The sequence below is a fragment of the Paenarthrobacter sp. PH39-S1 genome (assembly GCF_030063245.1).
GTDB lineage: Bacteria > Actinomycetota > Actinomycetes > Actinomycetales > Micrococcaceae > Arthrobacter_M.
In genome coordinates, this window is record NZ_JASISR010000005.1 from 156,228 (window position 1) to 170,689 (window position 14,462).

General features: G+C 65.3%; 10 protein-coding genes and 1 pseudogene. All 11 read left to right on the forward strand.

Annotation, left to right across the window (positions count from 1 at the left end; genetic code table 11):
• Positions 1-25 precede the first annotated feature (25 nt).
• The gene (locus tag QMG52_RS05290; protein WP_283559366.1) at positions 26-589 is read left to right on the forward strand and encodes a PH-like domain-containing protein; all 564 of its coding nucleotides are present in this window, start codon (positions 26-28) and stop codon (positions 587-589) included.
• Positions 582-1,862, forward strand: a complete 1,281-nt coding sequence (gene carA / locus QMG52_RS05295; RefSeq protein WP_283559367.1) for a glutamine-hydrolyzing carbamoyl-phosphate synthase small subunit — start codon at positions 582-584, stop codon at positions 1,860-1,862. The genes QMG52_RS05290 and carA overlap by 8 nt, the downstream gene beginning before the upstream one ends.
• Positions 1,862-5,161: a carbamoyl-phosphate synthase large subunit gene (gene carB / locus QMG52_RS05300; protein ID WP_283559368.1), complete on the forward strand. Its 3,300-nt coding sequence runs from the start codon at positions 1,862-1,864 to the stop codon at positions 5,159-5,161. Before carA ends, carB begins: the two co-directional genes overlap by 1 nt.
• A gap of 4 nt (positions 5,162-5,165) precedes the next feature.
• On the forward strand, positions 5,166-6,074 hold the full coding sequence (gene pyrF, locus QMG52_RS05305; protein WP_502920448.1) for an orotidine-5'-phosphate decarboxylase: 909 nt from the start codon (positions 5,166-5,168) through the stop codon (positions 6,072-6,074).
• A gap of 243 nt (positions 6,075-6,317) precedes the next feature.
• The gene (gene mihF, locus QMG52_RS05310; protein ID WP_283559369.1) at positions 6,318-6,638 is read left to right on the forward strand and encodes an integration host factor, actinobacterial type; all 321 of its coding nucleotides are present in this window, start codon (positions 6,318-6,320) and stop codon (positions 6,636-6,638) included.
• Positions 6,635-7,255, forward strand: a complete 621-nt coding sequence (gene gmk / locus QMG52_RS05315; protein ID WP_283559370.1) for a guanylate kinase — start codon at positions 6,635-6,637, stop codon at positions 7,253-7,255. Before mihF ends, gmk begins: the two co-directional genes overlap by 4 nt.
• A gap of 35 nt (positions 7,256-7,290) precedes the next feature.
• Positions 7,291-7,551: a DNA-directed RNA polymerase subunit omega gene (gene rpoZ, locus QMG52_RS05320; protein WP_283559371.1), complete on the forward strand. Its 261-nt coding sequence runs from the start codon at positions 7,291-7,293 to the stop codon at positions 7,549-7,551.
• 21 nt (positions 7,552-7,572) lie between these two features.
• Positions 7,573-8,796, forward strand: a complete 1,224-nt coding sequence (gene coaBC, locus QMG52_RS05325; protein WP_283559372.1) for a bifunctional phosphopantothenoylcysteine decarboxylase/phosphopantothenate--cysteine ligase CoaBC — start codon at positions 7,573-7,575, stop codon at positions 8,794-8,796.
• An 88-nt stretch (positions 8,797-8,884) separates the two neighbouring features.
• Positions 8,885-10,087, forward strand: a complete 1,203-nt coding sequence (gene metK, locus QMG52_RS05330; RefSeq protein ID WP_283559373.1) for a methionine adenosyltransferase — start codon at positions 8,885-8,887, stop codon at positions 10,085-10,087.
• Between the two features lie 267 nt (positions 10,088-10,354).
• Positions 10,355-12,562: a primosomal protein N' gene (locus QMG52_RS05335; protein ID WP_283559374.1), complete on the forward strand. Its 2,208-nt coding sequence runs from the start codon at positions 10,355-10,357 to the stop codon at positions 12,560-12,562.
• A gap of 637 nt (positions 12,563-13,199) precedes the next feature.
• Positions 13,200-14,257: pseudogene (locus tag QMG52_RS22135) on the forward strand (DUF4158 domain-containing protein); the annotation flags it as partial.
• Positions 14,258-14,462 lie beyond the last annotated feature (205 nt).

Below are 14,462 nucleotides of genomic sequence, written 5' to 3' on the forward strand. Positions count from 1 at the left end.
CCTGGTTGCAGTGGCATTGGTACTGGTGATTTTTGCGCTGCTGTGGCTCGGCTGGCGGCATCGGCTCCAGCGCCAGGCCGGTATTGCACCGCTGCCGGCGGTGCCGCAGCAGCTTTCTGCCGCTCTCGCCAGCGCGGAAGGGCAGTACGTCGTGACGACGACGGAGGGAGACTGGCTGGACCGCTTGGCGGTGCACGGCCTGGGCATCCGCGGCAACGCCGTTCTGGCGGTGCATCCGGAGGGGATTGTGATCAGCCGCTCGGGCGCGCCGGATGTCTTCATCCCTAAAGACAGTTATGGCGGCGCAAGAACCGAAAGCGGCATGGCCGGGAAGTTTGTTGAGCGGGACGGGCTGATTGTCCTGTCCTGGCGGCTGGGCGGGCATCCGGTCGACACCGGCTTCCGCACCCGGCAGGCCGCAGCGAAAACCCCGCTGCTCACCACGCTGACTGACTTCGCCCGCGTCGAGAATGGCACGGTCGAGAATGGCACGGTTGAAAACGACACGGCCAAAAACGACACGATTGAAAATGCCCCCCGTGAGCATGACACCGAGCAGGCCGATACCGGAAAGAACAAGAATGACTGAACCCGAACAGAGCACATCCGCAACTGCCGCCTTGCTGATTTTGGAAGACGGCAGGACCTTCCGCGGCACCAGCTACGGCGCCACAGGAGCGGCACTGGGCGAGGCGGTCTTCGCCACCGGCATGACCGGCTACCAGGAGACCATCACCGATCCGTCGTATGCCCGGCAGCTGGTGGTCCAAACCGCGCCGCACATCGGCAATACCGGCGTCAATGACGACGACGCCGAGTCCCGTCGGATCTGGGTGGCGGGCTACATTGTGCGCGACGCCGCACGGCGGCCCTCCAGCTGGCGCAGTGAACGCAGCCTGGACGACGAACTTCTCGCGCAGGGCATCGTCGGGATCCAAGGCGTGGATACCCGCGCGATCACCCGGCACCTGCGTGAACGCGGGGCCATGCGTGCCGGCATCTTCTCCGGTACCGCCGCCGACCAGCCCGAAGCAGCGCTGCTGGAGCAGGTGCGCGCCAGCGCCGGGATGGAGGGGGCCAAGCTGGCGGAGGAAGTCAGCGTCGGTGAGCCCTACGTCGTCGAGCCGTCCGATCATGGCTGGGACGGCGAGCCGCGGTTCACCGTGGCCGCGCTGGATCTGGGCATCAAGGCCATGACGCCGCAGCGCTTTGCCGAGCGCGGAGTGCGCGTGCATGTGCTTCCCGCGGCTTCAACTTTTGCCCGGTTGGAGTCGGTGCAGGCCGATGGCGTCTTCATGTCCAATGGCCCCGGCGATCCGGCGACCGCGGACGGGCAGGTGGCGCTGCTGCGCCAGGTGCTGGATGCCCGGGTGCCGTTCTTTGGCATCTGCTTTGGCAACCAGATCCTGGGCCGAGCGCTGGGCTATGGGACGTATAAACTGCGCTACGGCCACCGCGGCATCAACCAGCCGGTGATGGACCGCCGCACCGGCAAGGTGGAAATCACCTCGCAGAACCACGGGTTCGCCGTCGACGCGCCCCGAGAAGGTGCGGAAATGGCTCCCCAGGAGCGGTTCGGCCGGGTTGAGGTCAGCCATGTCAGCCTCAATGACGACGTCGTCGAGGGCCTGTCGTGCCTGGATATCCCGGCCTTCTCGGTCCAGTACCACCCGGAAGCGGCCGCTGGCCCGCACGATTCCGCCTACCTTTTCGACCGCTTCATTGACTTGATGGCAGCCAACGCTGCTGTTCGCCCGGAAGTCGATGGCGCCGCCGTCGACCAGGCAACAGCCACAGCGCCAGTCATTTCAGAAGCGCCAGTCGTTTTAGAAACTTCATCACAGAATCGGGACAAGAACTAATGCCGAAGAGAGAAGACCTCAAGAGCGTTCTGGTCATTGGCTCCGGCCCTATCGTGATCGGCCAGGCAGCGGAGTTCGATTACTCCGGGACGCAGGCGCTGCGCGTGCTCAAGGAGGAGGGCCTGCGGGTCATCCTGGTGAATTCCAATCCCGCCACCATCATGACGGACCCGGAGTTCGCGGACGCCACCTACGTTGAGCCGATCACCCCCGAGGTGGTCGAGAAGATCATCGCCAAGGAACGTCCCGACGCGCTGCTGCCGACCCTGGGCGGCCAGACCGCGCTGAACACCGCCATCGCGCTGGATAAGAACGGCGTGCTGGCCAAATACGATGTGGAACTGATCGGGGCAAATATCGCCGCGATCGAGCTCGGCGAGGACCGGGAAAAGTTCAAGGGTGTGGTGGAGCGCTGCGGCGCCGAATCCGCCCGCAGCCACATCATCCACAGCATCGATGAAGCCCTTATCGCCGCCGGGGATTTGGGCTACCCAATGGTGGTCCGGCCCTCCTTCACCATGGGCGGTCTCGGCTCCGGGCTGGCCTATGACGAGAAGGACCTGCGCCGCATTGTCGGCCAGGGCCTGCAGTACAGCCCGACCACCGAGGTTTTGCTCGAAGAGAGCATCCTGGGCTGGAAGGAGTACGAGCTCGAGATGATGAGGGACAAGAACGACAACGTCGTGGTGGTCTGCTCCATCGAGAACTTCGACCCGGTCGGGGTGCACACCGGAGACTCCATTACGGTGGCGCCCGCCATGACGCTCACCGACCGCGAATACCAGCGGCTGCGCGATATTTCCATTGCCGTCATCCGCGAGGTGGGCGTGGACACCGGCGGCTGCAACATCCAGTTCGCGATTGAACCGGACACCGGCCGCGTCGTGGTGATTGAGATGAATCCCCGCGTCTCGCGGTCCTCCGCGCTGGCGTCCAAGGCCACCGGCTTTGCGATTGCCAAGATCGCCACGAAGCTCTCGCTCGGCTACACGCTGGACGAGATCCCGAACGACATCACCTTGAAGACACCGGCGTCCTTTGAGCCGGCTCTGGACTACGTCGTCGTCAAGGTCCCGCGCTTCGCCTTCGAGAAGTTCCCGGCCGCGGACCCCACCCTGACCACCACGATGAAATCCGTCGGGGAGGCGATGGCGATCGGCCGCAACTTCACCGAGGCGCTGCAGAAGGCGCTCCGGTCGCTGGAGCAAAAGGGTGCCAGCCTGGACTTCAGTTCGGTCAATTCCCTGGACGTACCGGACCTGATTGCGGCCTCCAGACGGCCGACGACGGATCGTCTCGCGCAGGTGCAGCGCGCACTGCTCGGTGGCGGGACGGTGGAACAGCTCTACGAGGCCACCGGAATCGATCCGTGGTATCTGGACCAGCTGCAGCTGCTGAACGAGATCTCCGCCGAAATCAAGGCATCCGCCGCGCTCGAACCCGCGATGCTGCGCCGCGCGAAGCGGCATGGTTTCTCCGACCAGCAGATCGGCGCGCTGACGCACAACAGTGAGGACGTGGTCCGCGGGGTCCGGCAGGCGCTGGGCATCCGCCCGGTCTACAAGACGGTGGACACCTGCGCCGCGGAATTTGCCGCCTACACGCCGTACCACTACTCCTCCTACGACGAAGAGGACGAGGTGGCCCTGCACGCCAAACCGTCCGTGATCATTCTGGGCTCCGGGCCGAACCGGATCGGCCAGGGCATCGAGTTTGATTACTCCTGCGTGCATGCGTCCATGGCGCTGCGGGCGGCCGGGCACGAAACCGTGATGATTAACTGCAATCCGGAAACGGTCTCCACGGACTACGATGTCTCCACCCGGCTCTACTTCGAACCTCTCACGCTGGAGGACGTACTGGAGGTCATCGCGGCGGAGGAACGCACCGGCGGAGTGTTGGGGGTGTTCGTCCAGCTGGGCGGCCAGACCCCGCTGAAGCTGGCGCAGGCCCTGGCGGATTCCGGCGTGCCGATTCTCGGCACCTCGCCGGAGGCGATCGATCTGGCCGAGCACCGCGGAATGTTCAGCCGCGTGCTGGATGCGGCCGGGCTGATCGCGCCCAAGAACGGCACCGCGGTGTCCTTTGAGGACGCCAAGAAGATCGCCGACGAGATCGGTTACCCCGTCCTGGTCCGCCCGTCCTATGTGCTCGGCGGGCGCGGCATGGAGATTGTCTACGATGAGCCGAACCTCTCGCGTTACATCAAGAATGCGACGGAAATCACGCAGGACCATCCGGTGCTGATCGACAGGTTCCTGGAGGACGCCATCGAAATTGACGTCGATGCGCTCTACGACGGCACCGAGATGTACCTGGGCGGCATCATGGAGCACATCGAGGAGGCCGGCATCCACTCCGGGGACTCCGCCTGCGTGCTGCCGCCGCTGACCCTGGGCGCGGACGTCTGTGACCGGGTGAGGGCGGCCACGCTGGCCATTGCCGAGGGCGTGGGCGTCCGGGGCCTGATCAATATCCAATTCGCCCTGGCCTCGGATGTGCTCTACGTCCTGGAAGCCAACCCGCGGGCATCGCGGACCGTCCCGTTCGTCTCCAAAGCCACCGGAGTCCAAATGGCCAAGGCCGCGGCACTGATCGGCACCGGAGTGTCCATCAGGGACCTGCGCAGCGTGCACCACCTGCTGCCGGAAACGGGCGACGGCGGCACGTTGCCGGCGGGTGCGCCGGTCGCCGTCAAGGAGGCTGTGCTGCCGTTCAGCCGGTTCCGCACCCCGGAAGGGACCGTCGTCGACTCCTTGCTGGGGCCGGAAATGCGCTCCACCGGCGAGGTGATGGGCATCGATAAGCACTTCGACACGGCCTTTGCGAAGAGCCAGGCCGCGGCGAACAATGCCCTGCCGACCTCCGGAAAGGTCTTTGTCTCGGTGGCGAACCGGGATAAGCGGGCCATTATCATGGCGGTCAAGCGGCTGGTGGATCTGGGCTTTGAAATCCTGTCCACCGGCGGTACTGCCGATGTCCTGCGCCGCAATGGCATCGCCGCCACCACGGTGCGCAAGGTGGCGGAGGGCACTTCAGCGGCAGGGGAGGGGACCATTACCGATCTGATCAACGGCGGTGAGGTCGACATGATCTTCAACACACCCTCGGGTGGCCAGGCACGCGGCGACGGATACGAAATCCGGGCCGCCGCCGTCTCCAACGGTCGGCCCTGCATCACAACGGTGGCGGAATTCAACGTCGCGGTGCTGGCGATCGAGGCGATGCGCACGTACGAGTGGGACGTGACGAGCCTGCAGGAACATGCCGCCACGCTCCGGGGATCCGTCGGTGCCTGAACCCGTGTCTGAGCCAGTGTCCGAGTCCGTTTCGGAAAGCACAGCTGATCCCGCTGCTGATCTCAATGAGCGCGCGGGGACCAGCCGGGATCCCTTCGGGGCCCGGCTCGCCGCCGCGATGGCAGCGCAGGGACCGTTGTGCGTGGGTATCGACCCGCATCCGGCGCTGCTCGCCAGCTGGGGACTGCGCGACGATGTTGCCGGATTGCGCCGCTTTTCGCTCACCGTGCTGGAATCCGTCGGGCCGCTGGCCGCCGCAGTCAAGCCGCAGGTGGCACTCTACGAGCGGCACGGCTCCGCAGGCATCGCAGTACTGGAGGAGCTGCTGGCGGCGGCCGCAGGCGCTGGCGTGCTCAGCATCGCCGACGCCAAGCGCGGAGACATCGGCTCCACCATGAGCGCCTATGCCGACGCGTGGCTGCGCGACGGCTCAGCGTTGGCCGCGGACGCCGTGACACTGAGCCCATACCTGGGCTTTGAATCCTTGCGCCCGGCACTCGATCTGGCGGCTAACCAGGGCAGGGGAGTATTCGTCCTGGCACTGACATCGAACCCCGAGGGACCCTCCGTTCAGCACGTTGGCGGTAGGGATTCGGTGGCCCGCAGGATCGTTGCGGCCGCAGCAGCGGAAAACGCCAGGACGGCGGGACCGGGATCCGTCGGACTGGTCATGGGCGCCACCGTGGGTTCCGCCCTGACGGATCTGGGCATCGACCTCACCTCCCTCAACGGGCCGATCCTGGCCCCGGGCTTGGGCGCCCAAGGCGCGACGGGAGCTGAAATGCGCGCCACCTTCGGCGCGGCGTATCCGCAGGTCCTGGGGACTTCCAGCCGCGGCATCCTGGCCGCGGGGCCGGACCGGGAGGCCCTGCGTGAAGCCACCCGCCGGACGGTGGATTCCCTCCGCGGCTGAGTCCCCTCCCAACTGAGTAGCAGCACCTGCACTCAAAACGCGGAATGGGTGCCGTAAGTGCGACTCAGTTGGGAGGGAAGCGCTCCATCCCTGTGTCGCCGACGCCTGCGAGGGGCACCGGCGTCTGTGAGGGGTACCTCGGCAGATTGATGCAGATTGATTTTGCCTCCCCGGTGCGGATAGGTTCAGGGGAAGCCCATTCCCCGTGCGGTGGCCCCCGCCCCCGCTTCCAAGGAGTCCCTCGTGAGTCTGCGCCCTTTGACGGCACAAGAACGTTCCGCAGCACTCGCAAAGGCAGCGGCGGCCCGCACCACGCGGGCCGAAGTCAAAAGTAAACTGAAGACCGGCGCCGCCACCGTGGCGGAGGTCCTGTCCGCCGGCGACGGCGACGACGCGATCGGCAGGCTTAAGATCACCGAACTGCTCGAAGCTCTGCCCGGCATTGGAAAGGTACGCTCAACTGTGATCATGAATGAGGTCGGCATCGCTCCGACACGCCGTCTCCGTGGGCTGGGCATCCACCAGCGTAAAGCGCTGATTGACTTCCTGGGACAAGGCTCATGAGCGGAGCACCGGCCGCCGCCCCGCAGACTGCCGACACCCGCAGGGGGGCCGCGGGCACCGGGCTGACAGTCCTGGCCGGTCCCACCGCCGTCGGCAAGGGCACGGTCTCCACCTACATCCGGGACAACTACCCGCAGGTGTGGCTCTCGGTCTCCGCGACCACGAGGGCGCCCCGGCCGGGCGAAACTGACGGCGTGCATTACTTTTTCAAGTCCCCGGTGGAATTTGACGCCCTGGTGGCCGACGGCGGATTCCTGGAATGGGCCGTGGTGCATGGCCAGAACCGCTACGGCACGCTGCGCAGCACCGTTACTAAGGCCATCGCGGACGGGAAGTCCGTGCTGCTGGAAATCGATCTGCAGGGCGCCCGGCAGGTCAAGGCCGCCGTTCCGGAGGCGAAATTCGTTTTCCTGGCACCACCGAGCTGGGACGAAATGGTGCGCCGGCTGGTGGGCAGGGGCACCGAAACAATCAAGGAACAGCAGCGCCGGCTGGAAACCGCTAAACTGGAACTTGCTGCCGAGCCGGAGTTCGACCACACCATCGTAAATGATGACGTTCAACGGGCGGCAGATGAGCTCGTTTCATTGATGGGACTGACGCCCAATCCACGCTGATTGCGCTGTGCACCTACCGGATTTTTGGAGAATTTGTGGCTACCAAGCTTGAAGGCATTATCAACCCGCCGATCGATTCCCTGCTTGAGGCAGCGGATTCGAAGTACGGCCTTGTGATCTTTGGCGCCAAGCGCGCCCGGCAGATCAACGCCTACTACGCGCAGCTGCACGAGGGCCTGTTTGAGTACGTTGGCCCGCTGGTCGACACCCGGCTGAACGAGAAGTCCCTCTCCATCGCATTCCGCGAAATCAACGAGGGCATGCTGGTATCGACGCCCGTCGAGGCCGCGGAGTAACAGGTTCCATACGTGGCGCCGATGAGCGTTGTTCTGGGAGTCGGCGGCGGAATAGCCGCCTACAAGGTGGCATACCTGCTGCGGCTTTTCACCGAGGCCGGGCACAACGTCAACGTCATCCCGACCGAGGCGTCCACCCGTTTCGTGGGGGTGGCGACCTGGGAGGCCCTTTCGGGCAATCCCGTCACGAACAATGTTTTTGAAGGCGTCGAGAAGGTCAATCACGTCAGGCTCGGACACGAAGCGGATCTGATCGTGGTTGCCCCGGCGACCGCGGATCTGCTGTCCCGCGCCGCGGCCGGGCAGGCAGACGATCTGCTCACGACCACATTGCTGATGGCACGCGGACCGGTGTTGTTCGCTCCTGCGATGCACAGCGAAATGTGGGGGCACGCCGCCACGGCCGCAAATGTGGCGACGCTGCGGAGCCGCGGAATCACCGTGCTGGAGCCAGCGGTCGGGCGGCTGACCGGCGTCGACTCCGGCCCCGGCCGGCTGCCCGAGCCGGAGCAGATCTTCGCCGCCGCGCTGGAACTGATGGCTTCGGATGGGACGGCGGAACGGACGGAGTTAGCCGGCCGGACCGTGACCATTACCGCCGGCGGGACCCGCGAACCGCTGGACCCCGTGAGGTTCCTGGGCAACCGGTCCTCCGGCAAGCAGGGTGTTGCACTGGCCACCGCCGCTCTGCAGGCCGGGGCACGCGTACGGCTGATCGCCGCACACATGGACGTCCCCGCGCCGGAAGGCGTCGAACTGGTCACGGTGGAAACGGCACTGGAGCTGCGCGAGGCCGCGTTGGCCGCCGCCGCCGGCTCCGACGCGATTATCATGGCGGCTGCGGTCGCCGATTTCCGCCCCGCCCGGCTGTCGGCGAGCAAAATCAAGAAACAGGACGACGTCGCGGATCCGGTCATCACGCTGGTCCGCACCCCGGACATCCTGGCGGAGCTGGTGCGCGAGCGTGAGAGCACCGGGCGCCGCCAGGTCATCGTGGGCTTTGCCGCGGAGACCGGGGATGAGCAGTCCGACGTTCTCGGTTATGCCCGCGCCAAATTGGAACGCAAGGGCTGTGATCTACTCGTCGTCAACCACGTCGGCGCTAACCGGATCTTCGGTGCGGACGATACTGAGGTGGTCATACTTGACCGCCGCGGCACCGAGCCCGTCACGGCGGAGGGCAGCAAGACCGACGTGGCTGCCGCCGTCGTCGGACTGGTCGGCGCCGCGCTGACCGCACTGTAACCTGCCCTGCCTTCTCGTCGGACCACCCGCCGTTACCAACCATGTCCTGCGCCGGAAGGCGCAGCAGTCGAGGACGTAGAGTGTACAAGTGACTTCAGCTAACCCCTTGCGCCTTTTTACTTCCGAATCCGTGACTGCAGGCCATCCGGACAAGATTTGCGACCAGATCAGCGACGCAATCTTGGACGCGTTGCTGACCGAGGACCCCGACTCCCGTGTGGCGGTGGAAACCATGGCCACCACCGGGCTGGTGCATGTGGCCGGGGAAGTCACCACCGATGCGTACGTGGAAATACCCGCGATTGTGCGCAACACCATCCTGGACATCGGCTACGATTCCTCCGCCAACGGCTTCGACGGCGCCCGCTGCGGGGTGTCCGTGTCCATCGGGCAGCAGTCCCAGGACATCTTTGACGGCGTCTTTAACTCCTTGGAGGTTCGCGAAGGTACGGCGGTTGACGAGGACGACGCCCAGGGTGCCGGCGACCAGGGTTTGATGTTCGGCTATGCAAGCAACGAGACCGCCTCGTACATGCCCACGCCCATCTATCTGGCGCACCGCCTGTCTGAGCGCCTGACGGACGTGCGCAAGTCCGGGCTGCTTTCCTACCTGCGCCCGGACGGCAAGACCCAGGTGACCATCGGCTACGACGGCGACATACCCGTCTCCGTGGACACCGTGGTCATCTCCAGCCAGCACGCCGAGGGCGCCTCGCTGGACCAACTGCGCGCCGACCTGCAGCAGTTTGTGATTGCGCCCGTCCTCGACGCGTCCGGGCTGGACCTTTCCGCCGTTAAGATGCATCTCAACCCGGCCGGGCCCTTTGTGGTGGGTGGTCCCGTGGGCGACGCCGGCCTGACTGGGCGCAAGATCATCGTTGACACCTACGGCGGCATGGCCCGCCACGGTGGCGGCGCCTTCTCCGGCAAGGACCCGTCAAAGGTGGACCGTTCCGCCGCCTACGCGGTGCGCTGGGTGGCCAAGAACATTGTGGCCGCCGGGCTGGCCAGCCGGGCCGAGGTGCAGGTTGGTTACGCGATCGGCGTCGCCCGCCCCGTCGGGGTTTACGTTGAAACGTTCGGCACCGAGACCGTCGACCCGCGCCGGATCGAAGCAGCCATCGAAGCCGTCTTTGATTTGCGCCCGCGGCCCATCATCAGGGCCTTGGACCTGAAGCGTCCTATTTACGCCAAAACGGCCGCACACGGCCACTTCGGCCGCGACGACCCGGATTTCACCTGGGAGAACCTCGACCGGGTTGACGCGCTGAAGTCGTTTTTCGACGCGTAGGGCGAAGGTCCGGCGCCGACGGTAGTCGCGGCGGCGGTGAGTGGATGGAACCGCCCACCGGAACGGGTGCCCGGGAAAGTTATGCACAGTTATGCGTGGCGGCAGCGATGTCGCTGGTCTGTGGTTAGCTGTTGGCACGGGTCACGTTATAGTCCGCGTGTCCGTACATTGCGTCTGGTGGCTGCATTTATTCCGTGGGGTGAATCCGTGCCGCCAGTTTGTACGGTGATTCCGTGGAGTGAATCGTTGAAGCAAGTCCTAGGAGTAATGAAGGAGCTGATCGTGACGGCCGAGAGCGGCTCCGTGGTCCAGCCATCATTGCTGCAGGGATTTGTGACACAGCATCAGACCCCGGATCCCTACAGTGCGGTGGTGCTGGCCGATCGGCTGCCCGTGGGCCGGGTTCTGATCGAATCATCCCTGCCGCACCTGGACCGGCTATTTGACTACAGCGTCCCTGCGGACCTCGCCGACATTGCGCGGCCGGGAGTGCGTGTCAAAGTGCGGTTTGCCGGCCAGGACCTGAACGGATACCTCACGGAACGCGTGGCTTCCTCGGAAGGCACCAGGCTGACGCCGCTGGGCAAGGTCTTCAGCGGTGTCCCCGTGCTCACACCGGCTGTGTTCCGGCTGGCCGAGGCAGTGGCAGCGCGCTATGCGGGCTCGGTGAGCGACGTGTTGCGGGTTGCCATCCCTCCCCGCGTCGCCAAACTCGATAAGCAGTATCCGGGACCGCTGTCCGCTGAACCCAAGGTAACCGGCCCGCAGCCTGCTGGATCGACCGTACCCGGTGATCCCCGTAACGTCGTCACGGCAGCTGTCCCTGGAGAATCTGCAGCTCCTGATGTTCCTGCGGTTCCGACCCTTCCGGTGACAACGCTTTTTCAGGGCTATCACAATGCGGACGCGTATCTCGGACATCTGGCCTCAGGCGGATCACCGCGCGGTGTGCTGTCCGCGCTGCAGGGCTTCGGCGCCCACTCCTGGCATCGGCAGCTCGCGCAGGCGATTGCCGGCTGCAGCATTTCGGGGCGCGGGGCCATCGCCGTTGTCCCGGATCAGCGTGATCTGCTGTTGCTTGAGCAGGCCGTCGCCGAAGTGCTTCCTGCCGATTCCTTCGTCCGGCTCACGGCCGAGGATGGACCCAGCGTGCGCTATCGGAACTTTCTCCGGGTCCTCAGCGGAGACGTGCGTGTGGTGCTAGGCACACGGTCAGCTGCCTTTGCCCCCGTCGCCGATCCGGGGTTGTTCTGCTGCTGGGACGACGGCGATGATCTGCACGTAGAGCGCCGGGCTCCGTACCACCATGCCCGGGACGTGCTGCTGCTGCGGGCCGAGCAGGAGAATGCGGGCCTGCTGCTGGCAGGCCATACCCGCAGTACTGAAGCCCAACGCCTGCTTAACACCGGCTGGGCACAGCCCATTTACCCCGACCGGACGCTGTCCAGGGCCGTCACGGCCAGGGTGATCAGCACGGCCGACAGCTTCGAGCAGGAACGTGATCCGCTGGCTTCGGTGGCCAGGCTCCCGCAGCGGGCCTGGCAGACCGCCAAAGAAGGCCTGAAACGCGGTCCGGTCCTGGTGCAGGTGGCGCGGGCCGGCTATGCCCCCAGCCTGGCCTGCCAGCGCTGCCGGGAAACGGCCCGCTGCGTAGTCTGCCGCGGACCGCTGATGGAGCTGCCGGCCCGGCACGGGCAAAGACCCGTGCTCCAGTGCCGCTGGTGCGCCTCTCCGGGGAACAACTACAGCTGTTCCACCTGCGGGTCGCGCGAACTGCGCAGGGTGGTTGTCGGCGCCGCCCGGACGGCAGAGGAACTTGGCAAGGCCTTTCCCGGCGTACCGGTGCTTTCCTCAGCCGGGGATCATGTGAAGGCACATGTCCCAGACAAACCGGCACTGGTAGTGGCCACCGTGGGCGCAGAACCCCTGGCCCCAGAGGGCTATGCCGCGGCGCTCCTGCTTGACGGGGACACCCTGCTCCGGCGGGAGTCCTTGCGCGCCGGTGAGGATGCGCTGCGCCGCTGGTTCAATGCCAGCGCCCTGGTGCGTCCTGCCAAGGACGGCGGTGTAGTGGTGGTGACCGCGGAGGATTCCCAAGTGGTCGGCGCCTTGGTGCGGTGGGATCCCGCCGGCTACGCCGAGAGAGAGCTTGCATTGCGACTGGAGCTGGGACTGCCGCCGGCAGTCCGCATCGCATCCATCACCGGCCCGGAAGCAGCGGTCGGCGCGTTTGTCGGCCAACTCCGGCTGGCCTCGGAAATCCGGGTGGTGGGACCGGCACCGGTGGCACCCGGCCTGCAAAGCCGCAGCATCCCGGGCTCGGATGAAGAGGGACAGTATCGGACGCTGCTGTTCTTCCCCTATGCCATCGCCTCGGCTGTCACCACCGCATTGCGCGCTCTCAAGGCGGCCAACGCTGCCAAGCGAAGCGGAGTACCTGTCCAGATCAGGTGTGACGGCCTGGATGTTCTCTAGACCCTCGTCGGCACAACCGCTGGGCGCATGGGAATCGCTCGCACATCTTGGTGCAGTGGCTTCGGTGACCGTCAATCGAGCGATGACGGAATTTGCCGCCACCTCCCCGATGACTTCAAGCGGCACATTCCATGATCGGTCCAGCGGGTACATCTGGCGGGAACGGGCCAAACGGACGATCGAAAACCTGAGCACAGCGAGGGGGTGCCGCTTTCACCAAGATAAGACGGCGGCGGTGTCATACCCTCGACCAAGAGATACGCCGAAATCTGAGCGCCCGGGGACTTAGTCCCATTCGAGCGGTGCTGCGTCGTCGGGGTAGAGCCGGTCGAAACCGTTCGCGGTGGGCTGTCGGTCCGCTGGTGCCCAGTCCGGTGGACGCAGCCATTGCCGCCAAAGATTGTTTCCCGCTCGTTTGGCGGCACCGTTGGCTGGTTGACAACGCCGTAGCCCGGGTCTTGAGCGCACTGGCCATCCCCGGAATCGCCGGTATCACGGAGCATCTGCGGATCCGTGCGAATAATACCGCCGGTCCCAGGACGGATCCCAAGGAGCACCGCTGTACGCGACCTGGGGTCTGAGGAGGATCGGTACGGAAATTCACGCTAAGGGGTCCGGTGGCTGTTGAATGCGTGGCATGGCGGTCGATTTTCTAAGTGATGAGCAGGCCGCAGGGTTCGGCAGATTCCCTGATGTGGTATCGGCGGAGGACCTGGAACGCTTCTGTTGGTTGGATGATGCCGATCTGTCGGTAGTTGGTCGCCGCCGGGGGATGCACAACCGGCTGGGATTTGCTGTTCAACTGACAACGGTGCGGGTCGTGGGCCGGTTTCTGACGGATCCGCGGGCTGTTCCTTGGCCAGTGGTGGATTCCCTGGCCGGGCAGCTGGGCATTGCGGATGCTTCCGTTGAGCACGCTGCGGAGATTTCCGCCGTTTATGGTGATATGGACTTTGCTGATCCGGTTAAGTATGAGGAGCTGATGCTTTTCCTTGCGGCCCGGGCGTGCGCCGGTTCACTACCGCACGGTCTTTCCTGCCTGCGTTGGCATCGGCGGCACCTTTTGGGGCCACCGCGGATGGTGCCCCAACGTTGGCGGCCCTGACAGCGTTGCCAAAGGTTTTGGACGGCCGTAAAAAGGACCCGAGCGAGGTTGATCTGTCCGGCCTGTCGCCGGCCTGGCAACGCCCAATCGGCACCGCAGGAGAGCTCGATCGCAGAGCGTACACGGTGGCGGTGATGGACGCCGTCCACAGGGCGCTGCGGCACAGGGACATCTTCGTTGTGGGCGGGCGCCGCTGGGGAGACCCCAGGGCGCGGTTGCTGAGCGACCCGGCGTGGCAGGCGACCAAGAACGAGACCTTGAGAGCACTCCAGCTGCCAGACGAGCCCACGGAACACCTTGCCGGTGTCCGTCACAGCTTGGATGCCCGCTATCGTGAGGCGGCCGATCAGCTGGCCGATAATCCCGCGGTACGCATTGACGAGGCCGGCAAGGTCCATCTCTCGCCCCTGGAAGCCAAGACGATCCCAGAGTCCTTGACGCAGCTGCGGACGCCGGTGTCCGCAATGCTGCCGCGGGTGGACCTGCCCGATGTGCTGTTGGAAGTGCATTCGTGGACGGGGTTCCTCTCGGAATTCAGCCACGTTTCGGAGGCCTCCGCGCGGATGGGCCAGCTGGATGTCTCCGTAGCCCTCTACGTCAAGCTGGTTGTGAGCCACCCGGTTCTTTCATATTGATTGAAGGAGACAGCCATGACAGTTGCTATCCAGGGGTATACCCGTGAGGAGATCCGTCAGTTCGTGCACGAGTACTATCTGCAGCCGCATGGGACCAAGGCCGCGTGGCTTGCCTCGCAGTCAGTGGCGGAATGGACGTTGCGGCGGTGGCGGAAGATGG

Coding starts and splice junctions, on each gene's coding strand:
- carA (WP_283559367.1), top strand. CDS start 582: ATGACTGAACCCGAACAGAGCACATCCGCAACTGCCGCCTTGCTGATT.
- carB (WP_283559368.1), top strand. CDS start 1,862: ATGCCGAAGAGAGAAGACCTCAAGAGCGTTCTGGTCATTGGCTCCGGC.
- gmk (WP_283559370.1), top strand. CDS start 6,635: ATGAGCGGAGCACCGGCCGCCGCCCCGCAGACTGCCGACACCCGCAGG.
- coaBC (WP_283559372.1), top strand. CDS start 7,573: ATGAGCGTTGTTCTGGGAGTCGGCGGCGGAATAGCCGCCTACAAGGTG.
- QMG52_RS05335 (WP_283559374.1), top strand. CDS start 10,355: ATGAAGGAGCTGATCGTGACGGCCGAGAGCGGCTCCGTGGTCCAGCCA.